The sequence below is a fragment of the aff. Roholtiella sp. LEGE 12411 genome (assembly GCF_015206995.1).
GTDB lineage: Bacteria > Cyanobacteriota > Cyanobacteriia > Cyanobacteriales > Nostocaceae > Komarekiella.
On sequence record NZ_JADEXR010000018.1, the window covers coordinates 1 to 25,230 of the forward strand.

Annotated in this window: 23 protein-coding genes; 8 read left to right on the forward strand and 15 right to left on the reverse strand. The window is 42.0% G+C overall.

Annotation, left to right across the window (positions count from 1 at the left end):
- Nucleotides 1-141: 141 nt before the first annotated feature.
- The 3 genes from IQ246_RS06230 to IQ246_RS06240 form a co-directional block, all read right to left on the reverse strand.
- A complete protein-coding gene (locus tag IQ246_RS06230) occupies nt 142-2,664 on the reverse strand; it encodes a cation-translocating P-type ATPase (protein ID WP_194001140.1) in 2,523 nt (840 codons plus the stop codon).
- A 507-nt stretch (nt 2,665-3,171) separates the two neighbouring features.
- Nucleotides 3,172-3,447, reverse strand: a complete 276-nt coding sequence (locus IQ246_RS06235) for a TM2 domain-containing protein (RefSeq protein WP_194001142.1) — start codon at nt 3,445-3,447, stop codon at nt 3,172-3,174.
- A gap of 768 nt (nt 3,448-4,215) precedes the next feature.
- Nucleotides 4,216-5,796 (reverse strand): CPBP family intramembrane glutamic endopeptidase, encoded by a 1,581-nt coding sequence (locus IQ246_RS06240; RefSeq protein WP_194001144.1) that lies wholly within the window; start codon nt 5,794-5,796, stop codon nt 4,216-4,218.
- A gap of 135 nt (nt 5,797-5,931) precedes the next feature.
- On the opposite strand from IQ246_RS06240, the gene IQ246_RS06245 reads away from it, so the two are divergent.
- On the forward strand, nt 5,932-6,630 hold the full coding sequence (locus tag IQ246_RS06245) for a Uma2 family endonuclease (RefSeq protein WP_194001228.1): 699 nt from the start codon (nt 5,932-5,934) through the stop codon (nt 6,628-6,630).
- Nucleotides 6,631-6,871: 241 nt separating this feature from the next.
- Here IQ246_RS06245 and IQ246_RS06250 read toward each other — a convergent pair whose 3' ends face one another.
- From IQ246_RS06250 to sufB, 6 genes are all read right to left on the reverse strand, one after another.
- Nucleotides 6,872-7,504 (reverse strand): Uma2 family endonuclease, encoded by a 633-nt coding sequence (locus IQ246_RS06250; protein WP_194001146.1) that lies wholly within the window; start codon nt 7,502-7,504, stop codon nt 6,872-6,874.
- A 1-nt stretch (nt 7,505) separates the two neighbouring features.
- On the reverse strand, nt 7,506-8,114 hold the full coding sequence (locus IQ246_RS06255) for a hypothetical protein (protein ID WP_194001148.1): 609 nt from the start codon (nt 8,112-8,114) through the stop codon (nt 7,506-7,508).
- A gap of 93 nt (nt 8,115-8,207) precedes the next feature.
- A complete protein-coding gene (locus IQ246_RS06260; RefSeq protein ID WP_194001150.1) occupies nt 8,208-9,470 on the reverse strand; it encodes a cysteine desulfurase in 1,263 nt (420 codons plus the stop codon).
- Between the two features lie 34 nt (nt 9,471-9,504).
- On the reverse strand, nt 9,505-10,881 hold the full coding sequence (sufD, locus tag IQ246_RS06265) for a Fe-S cluster assembly protein SufD (RefSeq protein ID WP_194001151.1): 1,377 nt from the start codon (nt 10,879-10,881) through the stop codon (nt 9,505-9,507).
- Complete coding sequence (gene sufC / locus IQ246_RS06270) at nt 10,881-11,669, reverse strand: Fe-S cluster assembly ATPase SufC (RefSeq protein WP_194001152.1); 789 nt, start codon at nt 11,667-11,669, stop codon at nt 10,881-10,883. The genes sufD and sufC overlap by 1 nt, the downstream gene beginning before the upstream one ends.
- A gap of 149 nt (nt 11,670-11,818) precedes the next feature.
- Nucleotides 11,819-13,258, reverse strand: a complete 1,440-nt coding sequence (gene sufB, locus IQ246_RS06275; RefSeq protein ID WP_194001153.1) for a Fe-S cluster assembly protein SufB — start codon at nt 13,256-13,258, stop codon at nt 11,819-11,821.
- A 293-nt stretch (nt 13,259-13,551) separates the two neighbouring features.
- On the opposite strand from sufB, the gene sufR reads away from it, so the two are divergent.
- Both sufR and IQ246_RS06290 read left to right on the forward strand, forming a co-directional pair.
- Nucleotides 13,552-14,430 (forward strand): iron-sulfur cluster biosynthesis transcriptional regulator SufR, encoded by an 879-nt coding sequence (sufR, locus tag IQ246_RS06285; RefSeq protein ID WP_244141944.1) that lies wholly within the window; start codon nt 13,552-13,554, stop codon nt 14,428-14,430.
- A gap of 119 nt (nt 14,431-14,549) precedes the next feature.
- Nucleotides 14,550-14,810 carry a hypothetical protein gene (locus IQ246_RS06290; RefSeq protein WP_194001154.1) on the forward strand — a complete coding sequence of 87 codons (261 nt, stop codon included), beginning with the start codon at nt 14,550-14,552 and terminating at the stop codon, nt 14,808-14,810.
- A 76-nt stretch (nt 14,811-14,886) separates the two neighbouring features.
- Here IQ246_RS06290 and IQ246_RS06295 read toward each other — a convergent pair whose 3' ends face one another.
- Nucleotides 14,887-15,516: a hypothetical protein gene (locus IQ246_RS06295; protein WP_194001155.1), complete on the reverse strand. Its 630-nt coding sequence runs from the start codon at nt 15,514-15,516 to the stop codon at nt 14,887-14,889.
- Between the two features lie 485 nt (nt 15,517-16,001).
- The gene (locus tag IQ246_RS06300) at nt 16,002-16,328 is read right to left on the reverse strand and encodes a YbjQ family protein (RefSeq protein WP_194001156.1); all 327 of its coding nucleotides are present in this window, start codon (nt 16,326-16,328) and stop codon (nt 16,002-16,004) included.
- 722 nt (nt 16,329-17,050) lie between these two features.
- Between IQ246_RS06300 and IQ246_RS06305 the strand changes: the two genes are divergently transcribed.
- Entirely contained in the window at nt 17,051-17,731 is a 681-nt protein-coding gene (locus tag IQ246_RS06305) for a tetratricopeptide repeat protein (protein ID WP_194001157.1), read from the forward strand.
- Between the two features lie 2 nt (nt 17,732-17,733).
- On the opposite strand, the gene IQ246_RS06310 is transcribed toward IQ246_RS06305, so the two are convergent.
- From IQ246_RS06310 to IQ246_RS06320, 3 genes are all read right to left on the reverse strand, one after another.
- Nucleotides 17,734-18,636, reverse strand: coding sequence for an ABC transporter ATP-binding protein (locus IQ246_RS06310; protein ID WP_194001158.1), 903 nt, complete (start codon nt 18,634-18,636; stop codon nt 17,734-17,736).
- A gap of 360 nt (nt 18,637-18,996) precedes the next feature.
- Complete coding sequence (locus tag IQ246_RS06315) at nt 18,997-19,902, reverse strand: peptidoglycan-binding protein (protein ID WP_194001160.1); 906 nt, start codon at nt 19,900-19,902, stop codon at nt 18,997-18,999.
- Between the two features lie 618 nt (nt 19,903-20,520).
- A complete protein-coding gene (locus tag IQ246_RS06320; protein WP_194001162.1) occupies nt 20,521-20,688 on the reverse strand; it encodes a hypothetical protein in 168 nt (55 codons plus the stop codon).
- A gap of 171 nt (nt 20,689-20,859) precedes the next feature.
- Here IQ246_RS06320 and IQ246_RS06325 point away from each other — a divergent pair, with 171 nt between their 5' ends.
- The 4 genes from IQ246_RS06325 to msrB all read left to right on the forward strand — a co-directional run bounded on the left by IQ246_RS06325 (nt 20,860) and on the right by msrB (nt 24,239).
- Entirely contained in the window at nt 20,860-21,108 is a 249-nt protein-coding gene (locus tag IQ246_RS06325; protein WP_370588458.1) for a high light inducible protein, read from the forward strand.
- A 57-nt stretch (nt 21,109-21,165) separates the two neighbouring features.
- Nucleotides 21,166-21,351 carry a DUF2949 domain-containing protein gene (locus tag IQ246_RS06330; RefSeq protein ID WP_194001164.1) on the forward strand — a complete coding sequence of 62 codons (186 nt, stop codon included), beginning with the start codon at nt 21,166-21,168 and terminating at the stop codon, nt 21,349-21,351.
- Between the two features lie 237 nt (nt 21,352-21,588).
- Entirely contained in the window at nt 21,589-23,472 is a 1,884-nt protein-coding gene (gene ftsH4, locus IQ246_RS06335) for an ATP-dependent zinc metalloprotease FtsH4 (RefSeq protein WP_194001166.1), read from the forward strand.
- A 272-nt stretch (nt 23,473-23,744) separates the two neighbouring features.
- Nucleotides 23,745-24,239 (forward strand): peptide-methionine (R)-S-oxide reductase MsrB, encoded by a 495-nt coding sequence (gene msrB, locus IQ246_RS06340; RefSeq protein ID WP_194001168.1) that lies wholly within the window; start codon nt 23,745-23,747, stop codon nt 24,237-24,239.
- A gap of 131 nt (nt 24,240-24,370) precedes the next feature.
- On the opposite strand, the gene IQ246_RS06345 is transcribed toward msrB, so the two are convergent.
- On the reverse strand, nt 24,371-24,970 hold the full coding sequence (locus tag IQ246_RS06345; protein WP_194001170.1) for an MBL fold metallo-hydrolase: 600 nt from the start codon (nt 24,968-24,970) through the stop codon (nt 24,371-24,373).
- Nucleotides 24,971-25,230 lie beyond the last annotated feature (260 nt).

A 25,230-nucleotide genomic window follows, 5' to 3' on the forward strand; every position in this document is an offset into this window, starting at 1 on the left:
TAAAGTGTTTGGGTGCAGTCCAAGCCTTTTAACTGCTTCTCGTAGTGGTACATAAGCCATACCACTATCTTAGCATTTGTGAGTATATATAATCTATTGTTAGCAAATATTTAGCTATTCGCTAACCTCCAAAGGGGTATTTTACGAATGACGGGCCAACAGGCGCAATAATACTGAGTTAGTGACGACGCTAACAGAGCTAAAAGCCATTAACGCAGCAGCACCAGATGGGCTAAGGACAAAACCCAGACTAGGTAATAAAACACCTGCTGCTAGAGGAATACCAATTGTATTATATGCAAAAGCCCAGAATAAATTTTGGCGAATTTTGTTAAAAGTGGCACGACTTAGCTGAATTGATTCGACCACATCTGTTAGACAATCACGCATCAGGACAATTTCAGCAGTTTCTATTGCCACATCCGTTCCAGAGTGTAAAGCAATTCCTACATCTGCTTGAGATAAAGCTGGAGCATCATTGCTACCATCTCCTACCATTGCGACTACTGAGTGCTGAGTAGAGACGCGATTAATCGCGTCTCTATAAATAAGTGAGGAGTGGGGAGTCCCCTTTTTCCCTGCTCTTTGTAGAGCCTCAATTGCAGCTGCTTTTTTAGCTGGAGGGACACCCGCGATTACATCAGCGCTATCTAATCCTAGTTGTTTGGCAATAGCACTAGCTGCTTCTAATCTATCGCCACTGAGTAGCATTACTCGTAAACCCATCTGGCGTAACTCGTCTACGGTGGCTTGGGCATCTGGTCTGAGGGGATCACGAACAGCAATTAGCCCCGCTAAGGTTCCTCCAACTGCCACGCAAACGACTGTTTTACCATCTACTGCTAGCTCCTGCGCCACTTGTTGTGCAGTTTCGTTAATAGGAATTCCGTGCCAACTTAACCAGTCCCAGTTCCCTAACAGTACGCATGTACCTTTGACCACAGCAGACACCCCTAATCCTGGTTCCGTGTGAAAATCCACAGCATCGGGGATAGATAACTTTTGCTGTTGCGCTTCTTGTTGAATAGCTTTTGCTAGGGGATGGTAAGTGCCACTTTCTACGGCTGCTGCTAGTTGGAGGAGTGCAGAAGAAGTGAGAGGAAGAGGGAAAACGCTTAATAATTTTTCCTCTTCCCCACTTTCGTCCTTTCCCACTCCTTTAATTGGCAAGCAATCTGTAACTGTGGGATTACCTGTGGTTAGAGTCCCAGTTTTATCAAATACTACAGTGTCTAGCTGATGGACTCTTTCCAAAACGTCGCCGCCTTTGATCAACAGACCGCGTTCTGCACCCATACCAGTCCCCACGAGAATGGCTGTTGGTGTAGCAAGTCCCAAAGCACAGGGACAAGCAACTACCATAACTGCGATCGCTAGCTTTAAGCTGGTTAACAGTGCTGTTAGCGGTAGCGGGGCGTAATCCGTACTGAGTGTTGAGTGTTTGCCATGTGCGGAGTGGCTGAGCATTTCTATGCCGCCAGGCATAGTGACATCAGGCCAGATGTGAGTCCCGAAAAAGTACCAAAAAGTAAATGTCAGTATGGCTGCTGCTAACACTCCGTAGGTAAAGTAACCAGCTACTCTATCTGCTAATTTTTGTACCGGGGCTTTCCGAGTTTGGGCAGCTTCCACCAGGGCGACAATTTGAGCTAGAGTTGTATCATTTCCGGTACGCGTTGTCTGGATAGCGATCGCCCCGGACTGGTTTAGTGTCCCCGCTGTCACCATATCTCCTGGTTGCTTAATCACTGGCACTGCTTCCCCAGTCAGCATTGACTCATCGACTGTTGTTTGACCAGCCACCACCTCTCCATCAACGGGGATTTTATCTCCTGGTAGTACCTGCAACCATTCACCAACACGCACCTGCTTAGCTGGAATCTCTACACTAAAAGACCCCGCGGCTACTTTTTCTGGGTTAGCAATCAATCGCGCTACCTGTGGCTGAAGTGCCAGCAATTGTCTAAATGCAGCAGCAGCACGACCTCTAGCTTGTCGCTCTAATGTCCTTCCCAGGAGAATAAAACCCAGCATCATCACTGGTTCGTCAAAGAAGCACTCCCAACCCATCTGGGGAAAGAGTAGTGCCACCAAACTAGCGGTGTAAGCTGTTAGCGTTCCCAATCCGATTAGAGTGTTCATATTGGGCGCATTTCGCCGCCAACCTAGCCAGCCATCTACTAAAATAGGGCGGCCAGGAATTAGCAGCGCTACCGTTGCTAGTCCACAGTGAAACCAGATATTATTCAACACTGGCGGCACTGAGCTACCAAAATGTCCCATTCCAGACAGTACCAGCAGTATCCCAGCAATCACCAACTGCCTCAGTGAAGAGTGCATTTCTTGGCGTTGTCGTTCTGCGGGGTCTTGTAAAGCAGATGTTTCATCGGCTATGCCGCTAGCTGTTCGGGGTTGAGTCGGAAACCCAACGGCTGTTAGTCGTTTTGCTAGTGAATCTGGATTTACCGCACCAGCTTCCGACTCTACGACTGCTACTTCTGTCGCCAGGTTAACACAGACGCTCTTGACTCCTGGATATTGGCTGAGCTGTCGCTCTACTGCATTCACACACGCAGCACACTTCATGCCCCCAACATCCAGAATAATTTTCTCTGGGATTGGAGGAATTTCTGGGGTAAGCTTAGTTTTTGGGACAAGTTGCATGGCAAGTGTTTAGGTTCGCTACGAAAATTCAACGCCTGCTAAAAGCGCCTCTAATTCGAGCTTAGGCGAAATATCGAACTACGACTGAATGTAAACTATATTAACTTTATTAAGTTATGGAAATTAGCTATGGGATTCCTATTTGATTTTTGAAAAAACTGCGTACACCTCTAACTCCGTTTTTTCCTATTCCCCATTGCCCCTTCGCCCCTAATCCCCAAAGAGCGCCACGTGTTCCCCAGAGGGGGCCCCGAATTCCCCATTTCCCATTCCCTGTCTCTACGAGTCAGTTCACGAATCAAATCGGATTACTATAAGTGTCAACGATAGTTCCAGCGGATGTAAGTCACATAAATAATAGCTCCAAACTGTATTGGCATGATGATAATCAGGCTTCTTAAGAAATAGTTAATTTCCAAATGCGACATAGCACTAAAATATCCTAAGCCAAATAAGAGAAACATGACCCAGGTAAGCTGTTTAGGTTTAAGTGTGAGCATATAGGGATTAAAACCAACCCTGTTTATTCACAAAGTAGGTATCAACGAATTCTTCATGAGGCTTGTTTAAATAGATCATGCCTTCAATCAAACCAACAAGTTGCATAATTATCAAGGTAAAACCATAAGTGAAAGAACCCCCGATTACAGAAATTGCCAACATTATGAAGCCTTCTTGGGCATATCCTAATATAAATTTATGAACACCAAAACCGCCGAAGATAATGCCACAGTATCCAGCTAGAAGTTGTTTGGTAGGGTGACTGGGGTTAAGATTTGCCATATAATTGTTTCTCCTTGATAAGTCAGATATAAAATTAAGTTTTTTATTGTAAGGCAAGCAAGTAGACATATTTGCTAATTGAATATATTGTGACTTGTTTGCATTAGAAGAACGTCCTAAGATCAACCAATAAATCCAGTGTGGCAATATTCTCAAGTTAAAACTGGAAAGATTATAACGAAAGATAACGCTCAATATAGCCTGAAACTACTGCGCTTTTAGATGACTGTTAGTAGGTTTAATTGCAAACCTTGGGACGTCAATTTTGCTGATTTTCAGGCAAGAGATTTATCTTGAGAAGAATCAACCTCAATAATAGGCAAAAATTACTATGTCACTGTCTACGAGTTCATCAGTATTATTTCCGGACTTTTGTTTGAGATTGTAGCAATTACGAGAATAGCCATTTTAGGAAGTGCAAACAGAGATACGCAAAAGGTATCTTCAATTTTTCACTTCCTTTTAGGTTGCTTATTCCTACTTACATAAGTGCAAACAGAATTTGCAATTTACATAATTAACAGTAATAAATGACTTGGCAAGGCAATAACATCCTGACAACGGCTAAATTAACTTAGACGATACTAAGTGCTGAGCTAGATAGTTGGTTATCTACTTAACAGCATTGTTGGAGTTACTTTTGCCACCAGCATATTTGGCGCTAAGTTAGCATTTCTTATGCTTATTACTAATAATAACCAGTAAAATATTGCTACATATTGAGATAAAATCAGATATTTCAATTTTTGGCAACCGTGGATTAAAGTACTAATTACTACTGCTTCCCAAGAGAAATAAACTCAGTAGTGTACCACTATTCCAGAGGCTGTGGAGAAGCATAGGAGCGAAGAGGTTGCGCGATCGCGTGTAAACTATTCCCAACACGATGCCCAATGCGGTCAGCGGCAGAATTTCCGACAAGCTAAGGTGAGCAATGGCAAATAACAAACTACTCACAAGAATTGCTCCCCACACAGGTAAGTAACGAGTCAGGGAGGGTAACAAAAAGCCGCGGAATAGAAGTTCTTCAAAAAATGGAGCTGCGATCGCAGCTGTAAAGAAAAATATACCAAGTGCTACACTATCTTGGCTTTCTAGGGCCAGTTGCAACAGGGGGTTACTACCACCCTGCCCTTGCCATAATTGTTGATTTATCAGTGACACTACCACAACTATGGGTATAGCTGCACAATAGCCCCCCAGTCCCCACAAAAACCACTTACCCTGAAATTGAAAGCGAAACCAGAATTCTGGTAAAGGGAAAAAGCGCTTGATAGAGAAATACAGAACCGACAGCGCCCCTGAAGCCACTAGCAGATAACTGACCAAGACATAAACAGCCTGAATTCGTACATTCCCAACGGGACGCTGGATGGGGATTAAAGATAACACCAAAGGCACAAAAAGTTGTCCCATCAAGAAAAAGCCGAGGACGAAAACCTGCAAAATCGTTTCCGCATCCCAGGGCGTAGACCAAGTTAAATCAGCATTTTGAGCTAATAAGGCGGCTTTTCCCTTCACCAAGCGCTGACCAACTAAAAAAATCAGCAGCATCATCCCAATCAAAGCTGCTAACGTAGGAATAGTGCCAATAATTGCTAATTTAAACAAAGCTTGGGTTGCGGCTTCTTGTTCTACGGCTTTAATTGCTGATAGCGCTTCTTGACGTTGCTGAAGTTGGTATAGTTGAACCAAAGCGCTATAGCGAAACCAACCTTCTAAATTTTTTTTAATCAGTTGTTGAGCATTGGGTAATAGACGAGGAGGATTACTCCACAGTCCGAGCAACACAGCAGCAGTATCCTGAAATTCTGGATTGATATCTGAGCGTTGCTGCAAATCTGTCCAAGTCTTGAGAGCTGTATTCGTCTGTCCTTGCTGTGCTTGTAAAATTCCCAACCGCAAGTCCAATTCGCCTAGTAATTTTTGCAGTTGCTGGAGTGACTGCTTTATCTGTTGCTGTTGGATTGGGCCAGAGGTATTAGTCGCAGGAGAGACTTCCGTTAGAGGTTTAGGAGGCGTGAGAGTAGTCTGAGATTGAGAACTCAATTTTGCCAGTTGATTTTTGGCTTTGTCCAAATTAGTTTGAACCGATTTACGCGCTTCTTGATACTGCGTCGTAGCGTTTTCTAGAGGTTTATCGCCCAGTATTGCTTCTTGAATTCCTTGAAAATTATCGTTGTTGCTATCCTCTGCTTGCCACGCTTGTGCTTGCAGCCCTATATTTGTTTGGTACAGTTCCAGGCGACTTTGGAACTGAGGTTCTTGCCAACTGCTGAATAAAGACACACCGGAAGACCCGATCGCTATCAGTGTCATTACAATTAAAAGCAACCGCTTGATTGTCATCTATCCCCCTTTGACTAACCAGTGGAGAGTGCGTCCCCCTTGGGAATTATCGCAAGAAAAAGTCAGAGGTGGATAAATGTTATCAATATTATGAATCTGCGTAAGCTTTTAGCGATCGCTCCGCACATCCCTACCATGTTAAATTACAACCCGTTGCACTGCTTGCCCTCAGCCGAGGATCTGCCCGACTCTGACGATGAACCTGTAGATAATGAACTACAAGATTTGATTCCTAGTTTGCTCAAAGCTATTTTGGCTTGGATATGGGCAAACCGGATGGATTGGTTTTTTGGCGTTGATATGGGTATTTACTACGATCCTGAACAACCACCAATTGTGCCTGATGGATTTTTGAGTTTGGGAGTCGAGCGAGTTTTTGATGAGAACTTACGCTTAAGTTATGTGTTGTGGGAAGAAAAGGTGATGCCAATTATGGCGCTAGAAGTTGTTTCCCACAGGCGACGTAGTGAATACACCAGCAAAAAGAAACTTTATGCTGAGATGGAGATTTTATATTACGTTATCTATAATCCCCAACGTCGCAAAAAACCGCCCTTAGAAGTTTATCGCTTAGAGAATGGTGAATATGTATTGCAGCCAGGAAATCCTGTTTGGTTAAACGAGGTAGGTTTAGCTATTGGTTATGAACGTGGAACCTATCAAGGAATCACGCGGGATTGGTTGTACTGGTATGACGCACAAGGAGTCAGATATCTGACGCCAGAAGAAAGGGCTAGTGTTGCTGAACAACGCGCCACTAATGCTGAACAACGTGCTCAAAGACTGGCGGAAGAATTACGAAGGTTGGGGATAAATCCTGATACTTTGAGTTGAGTGTTGTTGGGCGATATTTGCTATGCTAATAGCGTTGAGCAAGAAGAATTATGTAAAAGGCTTTCTCCGAGTTCAGTAAGGAGATTAAATTAATAGATTACAAGCTTTTAATAGTTTTTATAATAATTAGTAAGGTGGGACAAACCCACTTATTTACTAGCAGAATATTCCCCCAAAAAATAAAATTTTATTCATATTTTAATGGTTACGTCCAGTATTTATAATAAAAATATTTACTAACTTATCCTATCTTCTCCCGCACCCAAGCGCGAAATGATTTAAGCAAAGCTATTTCCCCAATATTTTTACTTTGCTCAATGAATCTGCTGATGTCATTCCTTGATATGAGAGGAAAAGCAATACTAGACTCACACTCGACATATTGCCCCTCTACTAACTGATAAAATTTTAAATCTTGCCCGTTATATCTCCAAAGTTCAGTTATACCTAGCGCTGCGTAAATACCAAATTTGTTAACGGAACTGCTGGTAATGTCGATTTCAATTGCCAAATCAGGCGGCAGATCTGTTTCTAAATCTAAAGTTTCTCTACCTCTAATAGCTAGTTCATTCTGGATATAGTAGCAAGTATCTGGTTCTATTCCCCGCTTTGATATTTTCCTTTTCAATGTTGTAGAACCAGCACTTCTAATTTCAATTCCTAATTCTTCAGCTAAAGCAATGATAAAATTCCCAAAATTACTTTTGGGGTTTTCGTGTTCAAAAAGTGGGGTCATAATTTCTAAAGTGCCACAATCATAAGCAAACCGAGAGCCTCTATCTTCAGCTGTATCTCTCAGCAAGGCTTCAAAGGTTTCCCAGCTAACGTTATGTAGCACTGTTCTTTGTTCAGCAGGCGTTGACTTGACAAGCATATTAAAATACTTCTTCCGTCATAATATTAGATAAAATTCCTAAAATTTTACCTACGTCACTAATATAATATTCACTCAAGTCGATTTCAACTACTTGTCCAATGAGCTTCAAAAACTTCCAGTTAGTTCCAGTGGTAACAGTACCATAAATTGTCTGAATATTATTGCCTTCACGTTCATTAAACAATTTAGCTGCTAACATCTCTGCTACACACTGACCTAATCCGGCATTGATATTTTCTTTTTTAGCTTCTACAATTGTGACAACTGGTGCGTTAAGAATTAGTAATTCTGGCGAACGGCTAATAATAAAATCGCAATTCCCATTTAAGCCTTGTGCTATATCAACACTAAAATCTATGCCTGAAAATAAACTTATTTGATTATTTAAATATTTTCTAATAGCGATTAAAATCGGCGCGATAATCATTTCCGAACGAGATTTTTCAGTATTACTAGCAAGAGCCAAAGGTATATTTTCACGCAATACTTCTGTAAGTAATAGTGGACACTCTACTTCAGTTACAGATGCAAATATATCAATTTTATCAGCAATAGTTAAACCAAAGGTTTTTCTAACTTTGTCTAGAGTGAAATCACTGTATGACATTTTTGCTGCTCCTGTAAATAACTCAGGTAGTTAAATTATGCCAACTATAAGTATCCATAATTGGCACAATTAGCATCTAAACATGGTCTAGATCTAACTTGAAAAACCAGCAAAAAAGTCAAGGGTTTCCTTCAATGCTTTGATAAAAATATCAATTTCCTCACGGGTATTGTAAAAAGATAAACTTGCCCGTGCGGTTGCAAGAAGACTTAAGTAACGGTGTAATGGTTGAGTGCAGTGATGTCCAGAACGAATGGCAATGCCTTCTTGATCTAATAATGTAGATAAGTCGTTGGCGTGGACTTCTCCTGCTGTGAATGCAGCTAAAGCAGCTCTATCTTGCCCTTGAGCATTTGGTTTGGGGCCGTAAATCCGAATTTGAGGGATTTGCTCTAGTTCTTGGAATAAATAAGCTGTTAATTCAGCTTCGTAGGCGTGGATTTTATCCATACCTATGTTGGTAAGATAATCGATTGCAGCACCAAGAGCGATCGCTTCCCCAATTGCAGGTGTACCGGCTTCAAATTTATGCGGTAATTCTGCATAGGTAGAATGGTCTAAAAATACCTCTGCAATCATCTCACCACCACCAAAAAACGGGGGCATAGATTCCAACAATTCCAACTTGCCATACAAAAAGCCTATCCCTGTTGGAGCACACATTTTGTGCCCAGAAGCAACCAGCCAATCACAGTCTATCAGTTGCACATCTACAGGAATATGGGGGATACTTTGGCAAGCGTCAATTAAAACTTTAGCACCGTATTGATGAGCGATCGCAACAATCTCCTGCACTGGGTTCATACAACCCAAAGTATTAGAAATATGCACCGTTGACACCAATTTTGTTTTGTCAGAAATCAGCTTTTTAAACTGTTCTAAATCAAAAGTTTCATCTGGTGTTAGTTCCACAAATTTCAACACTGCACCAGTCTTTTGCGCCACCAGCTGCCACGGTACAATATTACTGTGGTGTTCCATCACCGACAGAATAATTTCATCGCCCTGCTGCAAATTGTCCATTCCCCAACTGTAGGCTACCAAGTTAATCGCTTCACTTGCGTTGCGGGTGTAAACAATTTCCTGACGCGATGCAGCATTAATAAACTTGGCAACTTTGTCTCGCGCACCTTCATAAGCATCAGTAGCTTTGGCACTGAGGGTATGAGCGCCTCGATGCACGTTAGCATTATATTGCTCGTAGTAATCGCGCAGGGTATTTAATACAAGCAAAGGTTTTTGCGATGTTGCAGCATTATCGAGATAAACCAAAGGTTTCCCATTGACTTCCTGACGCAATATCGGGAAGTCAGCGCGAACTTTATCAGCAAGAGTTTTTGTAGGAGTGAAAGTCATTGGTAATGAAAAACTAGTAATTAATAATTAGTCATTAGTCATTGGGTAAAGACTTGAGACTATTGACAGTGTTTAACAGGATTTTTTGCACAGACAGAACTGGTATTTGGTTGATAACTTCGGCGGCGAAGGCGTTAATTAACAAATTGCGAGCATCATTTTCATCAATTCCTCGGCTTTGCAGATAGAATATTTCATCATCCTCCAACTGGCTAACGGTAGCACCGTGAGCGCATTTAACATTATCCGCTGTAATTTCCAATTGGGGTTTAGTATCAACTCTGGCTTTAGATGATAGCAGCAGATTCCGATTCAATTGAGCTGCATCTGTCAACTGTGCTGGCTTCGGAACAAAAACTTTGCCGTTGAACACTGCATGAGCGCGATCGCCTACAATACACTTATGTAATTGCTTAGTTGTACCGTGAGGATAGTTGAGTGCGATCGCACTGTGAGTATCCGCCAACTGCTTACCAGAAATCATCGTCAAAGCGTTGAGAATAGTTTGTGTTTGCTCACCAGTTTGCAAAATCTCTAAATTGTGCCGCGACAGTTTTGCACCTAAAGTTATTGCATGACAAGTATATCGACTATCCAAGCTCTGAGCGATCGCAGTCTTCCCTATATGAAAAGCCTCTGCACCTTCTTGCTCAACCCTAGTGTGACTTACCTGAGCATTTTCACCAACCCAAATCTCCGTAACCGCATTTGTGAGGTAAACCTCTTCTTTCTCCGCGCTCTTTGCGCCTCTGCGGTTCGTATATTCTTCAACCAAAGTCACACTACTACCCATCTGCGCCACCACCAAACAACGTGGCTGCGAAATCGTCGGCGTCTCACCAGCATCCGAAATAAACAGTAGATGAATAGGCGTCTCAACTACTACATTCTTCGCCACCCACACTACAGCTACATCAGTTATCCCAGCGGTGTTGAGAGCAGTAAATACTTCCTGCGCTCCCTCAGCTTGAGCCAAATACTGTCTAACACCTTCCTGCTCAGATTCAGACAACCCAGCCAAATTACTTATTACAACACCATCTGGCAAATCTGCAACTGCTGATAACTCCGGCGCATAAATCCCATTAACAAACACTAAACGGCTGTTAGCAGCTTCTGGTATCAGCGCCGGGATATCAGTTGGTATTGATTGCGTCTTTACATGAAATTGCACTTGTTGCAGAGATGACAAATTGGTAAATCGCCATTCTTCCTCACGAGTAGTGGGGATAGTCGAGTGACGTACCCAATTAGCAGCGCCATCGCGTAATTCCTGCAACCACCCCTCTGTTCTAGTTGTGATTACTTGATTTAATAATCCAGTTAGATAAGCATCTTTATCCAACAGAGTAGATGTCAAACTGACAGCATCCGAATTAGGAATGGGACTAGGAGATACTTGAATAGTCATCACACACCCACCTCAGTCGCAGCATCTTTCAAAATCCAGTCATAGCCACGGGCTTCTAATTCCAACGCCAAATCCTTACCGCCACACAAAAGAATCTGCCCGTTTGCCATCACATGCACGTAGTCTGGAACAATATAGTTAAGTAACCGTTGGTAGTGGGTAATCAAAATCGTGGCATTTTCTGGACTTGCCAACTGATTTACCCCATTAGCGACAATTTTCAGCGCGTCAATATCCAAACCCGAATCAGTTTCATCCAGAATTGCTAATTTCGGTTCCAGCAAGGCCATTTGCAGAATTTCGTTCCGCTTCTTCTCGCCACCAGAAAACCCTTCATTCAAACTGCGACTGAGGAAAGCGGGATTCATCTTTACCACATCCAGCTTTTCCTCAATTAAATCGTCAAAATCAAAGGCATCTAATTCTTCTAAACCCTGTGCTTTGCGGCGAGAATTGTAAGCCACTCGCAAGAAATCTAAATTGCTGACACCCGGAATTTCTAGCGGATACTGAAACGCCAGAAACACACCAGATCTTGCCCGTTCTTCTGGTTCCAATTCCAGCAGATTTTGCCCTTGAAAAATGATCTCACCACCAGTCACCTGGTATGCTGGATGTCCAGCCAACACTTTAGAAAAGGTACTCTTACCAGAACCATTCGGCCCCATAATTGCATGGATTTCACCAGAACGTACCTCAAGATTAAAACCCTTAAGAATCGGTGTTCCATCAACTGTAGCTGTCAGATCCTTAACCGACAGCACAACTTCGCTATTTTCAATAATCATGTTCTCTCTCTTTTCTGGTTCGTAGTAGGCGCTAAAGCGCCTGTTTGCAGTCTGAAACTGCTGACTACAAGCGTTAATCAACTGAATATTTTTGTTTCGCAGTAGATGATTTAGCGCCTTTCCTAGCACTCAAATACTAACTACAAGCGCTACCCGACACTGCTTTCTAACTTCAAACTCAACAGCTTATCAGCTTCCACAGCAAACTCCATCGGTAGCTGGCTGAAAACATCTTTGCAGAAACCGCTAACCATCATCGAAATTGCATCTTCTGAAGATATACCCCGTTGAGCGAAGTAAAACAGCTGATCTTCCCCAATCTTGGAAATTGAAGCTTCATGCTCCACTTTCGCAGTATTATTTTGCACTTGGATGTAGGGGAAAGTGTTCGCGTGGGCATTATCCCCAATCAACATCGAGTCGCACTGAGAATAGTTTCTTGCCCCTTGTGCTTTCGGGTTTACTTTCACCAAACCCCGGTAGCTATTGCTAGATTTACCTGCGGAGATTCCCTTAGAGATAATCGTACTGCGAGTATTTTTGCCAACGTGAATCATCTTAGTGCCAGTATCGGCTTGCTGATGATGATTTGTCAGCGCTACCGAGTAGAATTCACCCACAGAGTTATCACCCACCAACACACAGCTGGGATACTTCCAAGTAATCGCTGAACCTGTTTCTACTTGAGTCCAAGAAATCTTGGAATTTGCGCCCTGACACAAACCGCGTTTGGTAACGAAGTTGTAAATACCGCCTTTACCATTAGCATCCCCAGCGTACCAGTTTTGCACAGTGGAGTATTTAATCTCGGCGTTATCGAGGGCGACGAGTTCCACTACAGCTGCGTGTAACTGGTTGCTATCGTACATTGGTGCGGTGCAACCTTCGAGGTAGGAAACATAGCTACCTTCTTCGGCAACAATCAGTGTCCGCTCGAACTGTCCTGTATCGCCGGAGTTGATACGGAAGTAGGTAGACAGTTCCATCGGGCATTTGACGCCTTTAGGAATATAGACGAAGGAACCATCGCTGAATACGGCGGCGTTCAAAGCAGCAAAGTAGTTGTCTGCAACGGGAACAACGCTACCCAGGTATTTTTTTATTAGTTCTGGATGTTCCTGCAATGCTTCGGAGATTGAGCAGAAAATAACCCCATCTTCTGCTAGCTTTTCCTTAAAAGTAGTGGCAACGGAAACACTATCGAAAATTGCATCAACAGCAACGTTTGACAGTCGCTTCTGCTCAGACAAGGAAATGCCTAGCTTCTCGAAGGTTTCCAAGAGTGTTGGATCAACTTCATCTAAGCTGTTCAGCTTTGGTTTTTTTTGTTTTGGAGCTGAGTAGTAGATGATATCTTGATAATTTATTGGTGGATACTTGACACTTGGCCAAGTTGGTTCCGTCATTTTTTGCCACTGGCGATAAGCTTTGAGGCGAAATTCCAGCATGAACTCTGGCTCGTTCTTCTTAGTGGAGATCAAGCGGATGACGTCCTCGTTTAGTCCACGCGGGATAGTGTCGGCTTCAATGTCGGTGACAAAGCCGTACTTGTAGGGTTGGTTGACTAAGGTTTTGACAGTGGCACTCATCGGTAGTAGTCTCTTAACGTTCTGTGTTCAGTTGAATCTCTATGGCAGTCGCTACAACTTTGGGAACTAAAGGAACGCGCTGCCTCTTAAGGATGGGAGACGGGCTTGTTTTTAGCCGATTCCCATCTCGCGTTACGGAATGGTTACACGGCTGTTAGAATGGAGTGGAGAGTAAAACAACAACGCTGTTGTTTAATGTATCTTCATTTTACGCTAAATTAACAACAACAATGTTGTTAAAGTCAAATTTTCAAAGAAATTTTTGGAACGTTCGCGAGCGTCTCGCAGAGAAGATGGCGACTACCCACCAATCCTCAACAAAGCAAGATATCCTAGAATATCTCCTGAAACACTCACAAGCAACGGCTTTTGAGCTAGCCGAAGTTTTAGATGTTAGCCCCCAAGCAATTCGTCGCCATCTTAAGGATTTGGAGGCGGAGGAACTGGTTTTGTACTCGTCGGTGCAGGCACAAAAAACTCAAAGCGCCGATTTACAACCTAGACGCCCAGGGGATGGTGAGTCAGCGCTGCAAAGCGTTGTCGGAACTTCAAGCGGCAATCTAAACTTTAGAGAGGGTTTTCCTCACCAAGCGACTGCGAACCTAAAAGGCTTACCCCAAGCATCTGAAGTTCGAGGGATGGGACGTCCACAGCACGTTTATCATCTGAGTCGTCAGGGACGCGATCGCCTGCAACGAACAATGAATGATCGCCAAAGCGATCGCTATGGTGAATTTGCCGTTTCTCTGCTGGATACATTAGCAGAAACCGTAGGGCGTGACCAAGTAAGTTCGATTTTACGAAAACAGTGGGAGCGCAAAGCACAAGAATATCATGACCGCTTGGGTCATGGTTCACTACAAGAGCGTGTGGCTAACTTAGTTAAACTGAGAAAAGCTGAGGGTTTCATGGCTGAGTATCACTCTGTAGATGCTGACTCCTCACCAAACGAGAGTTCTGAGAACACGTTATGCGATCGCTTTATCTTAACTGAGCATCACTGCGCGATTTCCAACGTTGCCGAGTCTTTTCCCAGCATTTGCGGTCATGAACTAGAAATGTTTGCCGCCGTTTTACCAGATTGTACAGTAGAGCGTACCCACTGGATTATCAACGGTGAACATCGTTGCGGCTATTTGGTGCAAGCTCGCAACCAAAAGTGTAATGAATAAATAAATTCGTGTTCATATTTCAGTTTAATATACAGGTAATAACTAAGTGGTAAATCCTATTACTAATTAGTTATTACGCATTAACTATGAACGACTAAGTTATAGATAAAATTTATTTTATGGATTTGCCATCACAGCAACCGTCAGCACAGTTTTTAACCCTGGACGAATCAGCAAAAGTAGACGCTGCTTTGTTATCTTCTCCAGAAAAGTTTTTAACAAGATTGACAATTTCATCACTGAAGCTGTTGAAGCATATTGCTCAAGAGTACAATATTGCCATTGAGGATTTGACCACACAGCAAGTAATTGCCTGGTTTGAAAAAGATAGCAAAATTAGGAGAGAGCAGGGAATTGAAGCTTCATATCTCAAATGGTAAAGTTAATTTAAAATAAAAAGCACCTTGAACCAGGTGCTTTTAAAATTCATCACAATTGCGTTTCCAGACAATCATTTTAAGTATTATAAGTGTTAACACGTGGACTGCGAGCTCCAGCGACAGCTCCAATCATTGACGCTACTAAACCCAGCAAAGAACCGAACACAAACCACCACAATCCCGAACGCAAATTAGCTGCTGTTTCACGAGCTTGTTGGGCAGTTATGTTTGCTTGCGGTACATTGACACCACCTTGCTGTTGTACCTGGTTTATCACTTCCCCAGCGTTAGAAGCAGCAACACCGAAAGCACCAGTCACTCCACTCGCGAGTAGCCATGAGCTAACTGCCAAAGTTGTAGCCCAAAGAATTGCGCCGTTGAGAAGAGCTGTATTACGGTTCATCGGCCCACAAGCACGGGCTGTAACCCAACCACCAGTAAATAGGGAAATTAACAAAGCGATCGTTGACCAAAGCCCCGCATTACCCGCAGCATTAGGTGCAATCGTTCTGGGCGCACCCGAACCTTCAACAGCACCGGCTGCAACTGCACCAATAATAGCACTCAAAATTAATTGAGTAGCTAATGAAACTAATAAACCAGAAATAATAGGCCCCCAACGAACAAGATCATGATATTCAGTTACTCGACTCACGACCGCAGGCTCAGGAGGAATAACATCGCCTGCCCGATTTACATATGACATAATCTAACTTCTCCGTTGCTGCTTCAGCAAAACTTTCTTCATCTGGTAATTGATGCTTATGTTTAAAATTAAGTTGCTGTCAGGGGTTTTAACATCTATCAATAGAAATAATTCATAACTATATCTCTAGACAATTCATAACTATATCTCTAGGAATAAAAATTATATATACATTAAAAAACTAACTAAAACTCATCTTAAATATTTATCTTTTCTTCATAAAATTTGCAAGCAAAATTAAGTACATTTATTAGCTGCTGTAATAAAATCAATTCGCAATTCGCAATTAATTCAGCCACCCACAAGGGGTAGGGTTTTTATCTACCTTGAGAAACAAGGATTTTTTCGCCCACTAGGGGCGAGGTTTTTAACAACCGCTTTTTCTGATAAACACATTCAAATATTTGAATTTTGAGTAGATGCAAAATTTTGTAGATATTTGGAATAAAAACTATAAACAAACTAATTAGAAAACCAAGAAAAGATTAACGCATCTTCACGGCAGTGCCTGTAGCAGTAATCAGCAATAAAACTCCTGACTGATCAATATTAATTGTGCCAGTATCAATTTCAATTCCGATCACAGCATTTGCTCCTAAACGTTGTGCTCGTTGTTCTAATTCTTCTAGTGCCTTTCTTTGACCTTGTTCAAATAGACGCTCATAGCTAGCAGTGCGTCCGCCAATAATATCTCGAATACCAGCTAAAAAATCTCGTAGAAAATTACTGCCATAAACTATTTCCGCTGTCACAATGCCTAAATATGAGTCAATAACGGCTCCTTGAATCACATCAGTAGTAGTTATAATCACAACTTAGCCTCACAGATATAGGTTGATATTTTTTGTCAAGCGGTTATAACAAATCTTGAGCAACTGTAACTCACGGTTACACATACAAAATTTCCCTGTGCGAGTTTCAAAACCTCGATCAAGCTTGGCTTAGTAGACTTGACTCGTAGAGATAATACCTTCGGTGAGTATAGGAGTAGACAGATTTTATCAACATTTTCTCACACAATTTTAGATTAGTATCGTCACTATAATCTCATATTTATGATCATTTTAAATAGAGATCAGAATTTAAAGGAACATTTTACTTTTTAGATTGCTCTGATCGTTTAATGACTAAAAAAGGATAAAGTATAAGTAATTAAAAAGGTGGAAAAAATCAGATACAGAGTTAGTCAGTTATCAAGTTAAATAACAAACAAGAGTTAATGTTGAATACTTTTATAAATAGGCGTCTTGTCTTTCTCAAAGGAAGTAAGATACCGATCATTTTTGTCTAAATAGCAAGTAAAACTACGGATTTAATTAAGTATATTTTTGGCAGAACCTGAATGATATGATCAGGTATACCTAATACTTAAGATTTCAGTAAAAACTCGTAATTATAGTGCCGCTTGTAGGAAGGATAAAGATAGGATGAATTATTAACATTTCATAAATGCGAATAAATACAGTTTTCAAAGTTGAATATTTTTGTTTTAATGTACAAGAAAAAAATTCACTACTAGATCGGGAAAATTACAGTGTACAAGCCGAAATCATTAGTATTTAGTGTTTTTTTATTAGGATGTTTTGCCGTTACTATACCAGCGATCGCTCAAGCTCAGGTATTGGTGGTGCAAGCCAGAAACCCAGAGTTAAAGCAACTACTAGAGAACGGACGCAGGTTAGTAGATACTGGCGATTACAGTGGTGCGATCGCTGTTTATCAACAAGCAGCTACCATAGATCCCAAGAATGCCAAAATTCATTCTGGTATTGGTTACTTATACGCTCAACAAGGAAATTACCGAGCGGCATTAGCTGCTTATCGTCGTGCCATTGGCATCAACCCTAATAATAGTGATTTTTACTACGCGGTGGGTTATATCAAAGCCAATTTAGGAGACACGGCTGGGGCGAAGGAAGGTTATCGTCGTGCAATACAACTAAACCGCAACAACGTTAATGCCTATTTGGGATTAGGTGTGACGCAATCCCGTCTAGGAGACTATGGTGCAGCAGCCTGGGCATATCAGCAGGCTGTCAACTTAGATCAGAACAATGCCCAAACTTACGAGTTAATGGGGTCGATGTATAAACAGCGACGGCAAACTAAACAAGCAAGCAGCGTCCTCCAAAAAGCTCGTGACTTGTACAAGCGCCGCAATGATCCAGACGGCGTAGACAGGGTAGAAGCCATGCTCAGACAGTTAGGGAGATGAGTTTAATCTAACTGGCGTCCCGTTAATTCCACAAAAATATCTTCCAGGTTAGAGGGACGCGCCATCATTCCGGTTTTATCGGGCTGTTCATTCAAGTAGTTGTTTGCTTGTTCCAGAGAGGGGAAAAACAGGTATTTCCAGTTACGTGCGCTATCACTTCCGGCTTCGCTAATACCCAGTTGCTTCATCACCAAACCTTCACCGTGAGCAGAACGCAGCTGTTTTAGCGTTCCCAAAGAAATTAGTTTACCGCCATCCATGATCCCGATTCGTCCTGGCTGATTAGAGCCAAAGGCATCACACAAAAATTCCACCTCATCCATGTAATGAGTCGTTAGTAGTATCGTCATCCCTTGCTTATTTAAATCTCGAATAATTTCCCAAAGGCGTCGTCTGGTTTGAGGGTCTAATCCTACTGTTGGTTCATCCAAAAACAGAATTTGCGGTTGGTGCAATAAAGCTCTCGCTATTTGTAACCGTCGTTTCATACCCCCAGATAGGGTTTTTACCAGATCATCGCGTCTGTCTACTAACTCAACATACTCTAGCCATTGACGAATTAGTTGCTGTCGCTGCGGGTTAACTATGTGATGTAGCCTCCCATGCAACTCCATATTTTCCCATACGGTTAAATCAGTATCTACACTGATTTGCTGCAAGACTACGCCAATACTTTGTTTTGCCAGTATGGCTTGACTCACTACATCATAACCACTTACTTCTATCCGTCCTTGGGACGGTTTTGTCAGTGTAGTTAGCATCCGAATTGTAGTTGATTTACCCGCACCATTAGGGCCAAGCAGAGCAAATATTTCCCCCGCTTCAATTGTAAATGAGAGGTCATTCACTACAGGGACGTTGTTGTAGAATTTGTAGATGTTTTCTAGCAAGACAGCAGCAGTCATTTATCCCTTAGCTCAAAAAGTTGATAAGTCACAGTAAGAGTATTGTGTCAGATGCGATCGCACCTTACTAGCCTGTTGTGTAAATAAATACGTTTATCAAGCAAAAATCGTTATTATTTATAACTAAATTTTGCTCAATTTTTTATACAAAAATACTTCAATAATTATCAAGGTATAAAACTTAACTATGCTTTAGAAAAAAATTATTAGCAGATTAATTGTGTAAATAAAAAATCAGAAATAATATATTTTTTTTGATAAAGAAGTTTCATGGCTGTTGCTTTTTTAAAGCGATGAATCACATGTAGAGACGTTACATGTAACGTCTCTACAGGGTTTCGGGTTTTATTTTAGCTTACCTTATCGTGGGAATGTCTTCACTAAGTCATCCCCAGGAATGACTGTAGTGTAGAAAAGATAGTCATTATTGGCTAAATAACGGCGGTCTTGTTTAATTATCGCCATAAACTCTCGATGTCCCTCACGCCTACGTCCTACTAAACAACCTGCACTAGCATTCTTGATATCATTTGCAGGCGCATCATAACCCCAGTGTTGATTTACTAGGAAAAGACCTGTATCAAGTTTGTCGCCAGTTCGTTGAAAGTCTTTATTGAAATCTCGGTGAACAGTGATGGGCGCAACTTGTACTAATGCTTGATGACGATCTGCATTGCCATGCCAGCCCACAGCCCAAGCTTTATATTGCCCAAATTTAATTCTGGCAGCTCCTTCAGTATTCATCGGATTGAAGGTATAGTATCTGCCTGGTTCAGTTGTAGCTTGCCAGTGATTTACAATTTTGGGAATACCATCTACTACTTCAATGACAATCCGCCGATCATTAAATTGATTGGGTGGGTCACTGTTGAGACTCCAGTCTTCATTGATTCCTTCTATATAGACAATATTGTATTCTCTTAGGTTTGTAAACACCTGATAACTTTTTGCCTGCATGTATTTAATAATCCTGCTGGCAATATCACTACCTAATTTTAAAGGCGGTTTAGGTAGTTCCTCTGGTTTAGTTTCAATTAGTTTTTTAGCTGTAACTTTTCCTAAAAATTCGCTTTCTTCAGTCTTTGTTAAGTCTTGAAATTTTTTGAGAGCTGCCACAGAAACTGGGCCAAACTTACCATCAGATGGAGGTTCTAAGAGTCCCAAGCCAATTAACAGTATTTGAATCTGACGAGTCAAATCTACGTCTTGAGCGATCGCCTCAAATCCCCATTTATCTTCTTTTCCCAAAAAATCTTGTAGTTTCATATTGCACCTGTCTTCATTTACCTACTCCTAGGTACAAACGTCATTTTGGCAATTGACGTTGTTTGAAACTATACTCTTATATAAGAGAGTATGTCAAAATTTTTACTATAAGACTCTAAAAAAATTAATATTTTGTATAAAATAAAGTCAAATTGTTAAGGTGAGTTATCTCAGGATACTTTTGAGAGTATAGCAGTATCTTGTACTTGTGCCCATAACAGTTACGATAGGTATCACTGAATGTGGTTAATTTATCGTAGATAATTTTAGCGATCGCACATAGAAAACATCTAGTTTTTGCCAGTGTCTTTAAACTTCAAATTTGCTGAATCAGCAAATATTCTGTATCTGAAAAATTCACATTACTATTGATTATATAGTAATCCGATTTGATTCGTTAACTGACTCGTAGAGACAGGGAATGGAGAATGGCGAATGGGGCATGGAGAAGAAGTAATAAAGATGTACTGAATTTTTTTCACAAATCAAATATGATTCCTATAGTAATCTGATTAGCGTTGAGAATTAACATCAATTTGGAAAAATTGATGAGTCAAAATAATTAGTAACCTGCTTTTTTATCTACCAAAATTTTTAATAAATATTTACAATACTACTTTAAGGCGATTGGAAATCGCGGCTACACAAAGGTTCGCCAATAGCGTCTCGCAGAGAAGTCCGCCGACGCGGACTCTCCCAAACCCGCCTGCGCGGGTTTAGTTTGTATAGCCCCAGACTTCTAGTCTGTTCGCGTAGCGTGCGCCTTAGGGCAGGGCGATCTGCCAAAACAGGATACTCCCTTCCCTCATTTCCCCCCACTCCTCCTAAAAAGCAGCAATAGCCCTGTAACTCTGATTGAGTACGGTAAACCGTATTTGTTCGTTAGTTCACAAAGATTAATTTAATTGTTAAGTTTAGTTACATAAATTAAAAAATAGCGACTAACCAGGAGAACTTATGAAAAGCAGTAGTAACCTTGACGAGCAAAGCAGATTAAACAACTTTGCGATGTTTGACGACAAGACATTTAGCGCACGCGTCTACGCACCTCAGCCTGAAATGTATGTCAGACAACAACCTCAGCTTGGTTTTACTGAGTATGCCGAAAAGTTAAATAGTCGCTTGGCGATGATTGGGTTTGTCTGTTTCATAGTTCTGGAAGTTCTGACTGGTCATGGTGCGATTAGTTTTTTGACCAGTTTTTAATCAAGTTTCTCAAGCTCCGCCAGAAATAAGATTTACTTAGTATTGTTTAATATTGTCATGGAAGCTACAAAGCAATTGGTTCGTTTTTTAGAAGAAGAGTTAGGCATATCTGGCAAAGCAATTTCTCTCGCCTTGCGATATTGTGAGAAAACCCCCAACTTATTGCCCATGACCCTCTGGCAGTATGGACTAGTGACGCTGGATCAATTAACCCAAATTTTTGACTGGCTGGAAACAGTGTAAGCAACTAATTCAACTATTTGAGATAGAAACGCCTTTTCGACAGTTTTAACAAAAAAAGCAAGAATTCTATAGAGAACATTGAAGCTCTATCCCTTTATTAAGTGGGATTCTCCTAACTTCTGATTCTTGACTTTTCTCATCATCATAGGACTAATATTTGATTTTTGAAAAAAATTCAGTAGACCTTTATTACTTCTTCCCCATCCCCCATCTCTATCGTAAGGATTGGTAACATCAATGACCATTAAAGAACAGCCAAAGCCGCCTCGGTTTCGGATTATTGCAAACATATTGCTATCAGTATCAGGATTATTCCTGCTTTTAAATCTGTTTTTGCCTGGTTTATTTGCGTCCGGGCCAGCTGGCGTTCCCTATAGCTTATTTATTCATCAAGTACAGGAAGGGGAAGTTAGCCGTGTTTCTGTCGGACAAAATCAGATTCGCTACCAGCTAAAAACCGAGAATGCTGAACCGGGTGCGGTGTTTGTAACTACACCAATCTTTGATTTAGAGTTGCCTAAACTGCTTGAGTCAAAAGGAGTTGAGTTTGCTGCTGCGCCTCCGCCTAAGAATACTTGGTTTACAACTCTCCTGGGTTGGGTCATTCCACCATTAATTTTTATTGGTATTTGGCAATTCTTTATCTCCCGTGGTGGTGGTGGACAGCAAGGCGTTCTCTCTATTGGTAAGAGCAAAGCCAAGGTTTATGTTGAAGGCGAATCGGCAAAAATTACCTTCGCAGATGTAGCTGGGGTTGAAGAAGCTAAGACTGAGTTAGTAGAAATTGTAGATTTCCTCAAGACTCCGGCACGTTTTACCCAAATTGGGGCGAGGATTCCTAAAGGCGTCCTGTTGGTGGGCCCTCCAGGGACAGGTAAGACACTGTTGGCTAAAGCCGTAGCCGGAGAAGCAGGAGTTCCATTCTTTAGTATCTCTGGTTCCGAATTTGTAGAATTGTTTGTCGGTGTCGGTTCTTCCAGAGTGCGCGATTTATTTGAGCAGGCAAAGAAACAAGCTCCCTGTATTGTATTTATTGATGAATTGGATGCGATTGGTAAATCTCGTAGTAGTAATGGTTTCTACGGTGGTAACGATGAACGGGAGCAGACCCTCAACCAGTTATTAACGGAGATGGACGGGTTTGCAGCGGGGGATGCAACGGTGATTGTACTTGCAGCTACGAACCGCCCGGAAAGCCTTGATCCTGCTTTGCTACGTCCAGGTCGCTTTGACCGCCAAGTATTGGTAGACCGTCCTGATTTATCTGGTCGTGAGGCAATTCTCAAGATTCATGCTCAAAAGGTGAAATTAGGAGATGATGTAAACTTAAAAGCGATCGCAACTCGTACTCCCGGTTTTGCTGGCGCAGATTTAGCAAACTTGGTGAATGAAGCAGCATTATTGGCGGCTCGGAATCAACGTCAAACAGTTGCTCAAGAAGACTTTGCCGAAGCTATTGAGCGCGTAGTTGCAGGTTTAGAGAAGAAGAGTCGGGTGATGAACGATACCGAGAAAAAGATCGTCGCTTACCACGAAGTCGGTCACGCAATGGTGGGAGCGTTGATACCCGGAAGCGGTCGTGTAGAAAAGATTTCCATCATTCCTCGTGGTATGGCAGCTTTAGGCTATACTCTGCAACTACCAACCGAAGACCGCTTTTTGATGAATGAAGAGGAACTGCGGGGTCAGATTGCTACTTTGCTAGGAGGACGTTCCGCCGAAGAGATTGTGTTTGGCAGTATTACAACAGGCGCTTCCAACGATTTGCAGCGGGCGACTGACTTAGCAGAACGAATGGTGACAACCTATGGTATGAGTAAAGTATTAGGGCCACTGGCTTACCAACAAGGTCAACCAGCAATGTTTTTGGGCAATGGTGCGCCCAATCCCCGCCGAGCCGTGAGTGAAGACACAGCCAAAGCCATTGATAGCGAAGTCAAAGAAATTGTGGAAAAAGCCCACGAACAAGCCCTACAGATTCTCAAGCAGAATCGAGATTTGTTGGAGGCGATCGCCACTCAACTCCTAGAAACAGAAGTTATTGAAGGCGAGAAACTACACAGTCTACTCAGCCAAATTCAACCTGTAGATAAGGCAACTGCTGGTTCTGTTGCATCTTAGTTCAATCAACTCACTTCACACGCTGATTGCAAAACTAGCGGAATCCTTGTATTGGATTCCGCTTTTCAGTATGTTTTGTTATACACAAAGGGTCAAGAGTCAGAGGGGAAAAACTTACTGCAACTTCCCCCACTCCCTAGGGGCAATTTATTGGATTGAGTAGACGCGTAATCCTGCAAAAAAGCACGTCACACCGAGCGTCTTACCACAGGCTTGAGTAGAGTGACGGCTTTCCGTACTCAACGAGAGTGAAAATATAAAATAATAGATATATGAACAAACGCTATTTTCTTGAGGCTAGTGCAGCAATAGTTGGCACAGCACTGTTATCACGCTATATCAATTGGGGTTCAGAAAAAATGACAACTTCTAAGAGTGGATTTGAAATTACCAAACCTGAAGAAGAGTGGCGCACAATTTTAACGCCAGAACAGTTTCAGGTGTTGCGTAAACATGGCACAGAACGCGCTCACACCAGCCCACTCGATAAGGAATATGATCAAGGCACTTATGTGTGTGCCGCTTGTGAATTGCCACTATTTACATCGGACACTAAATTTAATAGTGGTACTGGCTGGCCCAGCTTTTTTAATCCGATTGAGGGAGCGATCGCTTTTACTGTAGATAGGTCGTTTCTCATGACCAGAACTGAAGTACATTGCAGTCGCTGTGGTGGTCATCTGGGCCATGTGTTTGATGATGGCCCTGCACCCACTGGTAAGCGCTACTGTATGAACGGTGTTTCGCTGAAGTTTACTCCCGCCTAATGAGATGCGATCGCTCTGTCCTATATCTGAATATCTGACGATTTAGATTGGCGGTGCGATCGCTTGACGTAATTACAAATTCAACTCAGATATTTTTTTGGTGGGGGGAAAGAGCGATCGCCCCGAACTGATCACAGTGTGGACACAAGTTCCTTTAAGCGATCGTGTCCATCCCGGAAGACTGGCCAACCATCTCCCACTAGCACCGCTTCGACTTGACTCAGTTGGGCCAACCTGCGAACAGAAGCAACTGCCTCTTCTCGATTCATTAGTTTATCATCTGGCAAAATCGTTAAGCTACCTGCTTTGCGTGCTCGCACTAAATCTCCTGTAATCAAGGTTGTTTCCTCCAGCAGTAAAGCTAGTTCACCGGGAGTTTTGGAGCCTTGGAGTTCAATTACCTTGAGTCCTGGTACTAATTCTTCACCATCACAGAGCCAGCGATCGCAAAATACAGGGAAAGAATCTTTTTCTCCTACAGGGCCAGCTATCTTGGCATAGGTTTGATCGGCAATTTCTTTAGTCGCCCTGACATGCTCGGAGTTGGTTAGTACAATCCAAACTACACCACCGAGGGATTTCAAGTGATTCCAATCATGGTTTGATAGGGCTACTGGGTCAATCAAGATGTTGCCATCGGAACGAATCCAGGCAATCCCATTGAAATCAATATTTCTTGCCGGATTGAAATTAGACCAGCCATATAGATCAGGACGGTGCAGAGATTTCATGATGATTTTGGACTAGTACCTTCATAGTTGACTATTAATCTCAATAATTTAGTATATAGATTAACGGTTACATTCCGTCTAGATCTGGAATTTGAGTATACTACTATAAATATATCAAGATGGTGAAAATTCTCAGATAACAGCAACATAGATAACGCTTAGGTACTTCCAAATAAAAAAACATCCCAAAACTGACACAAAACCCCTCTCATTAATCCAACATGAAACATCCATAAACACATATCTCCCACAACTGACAA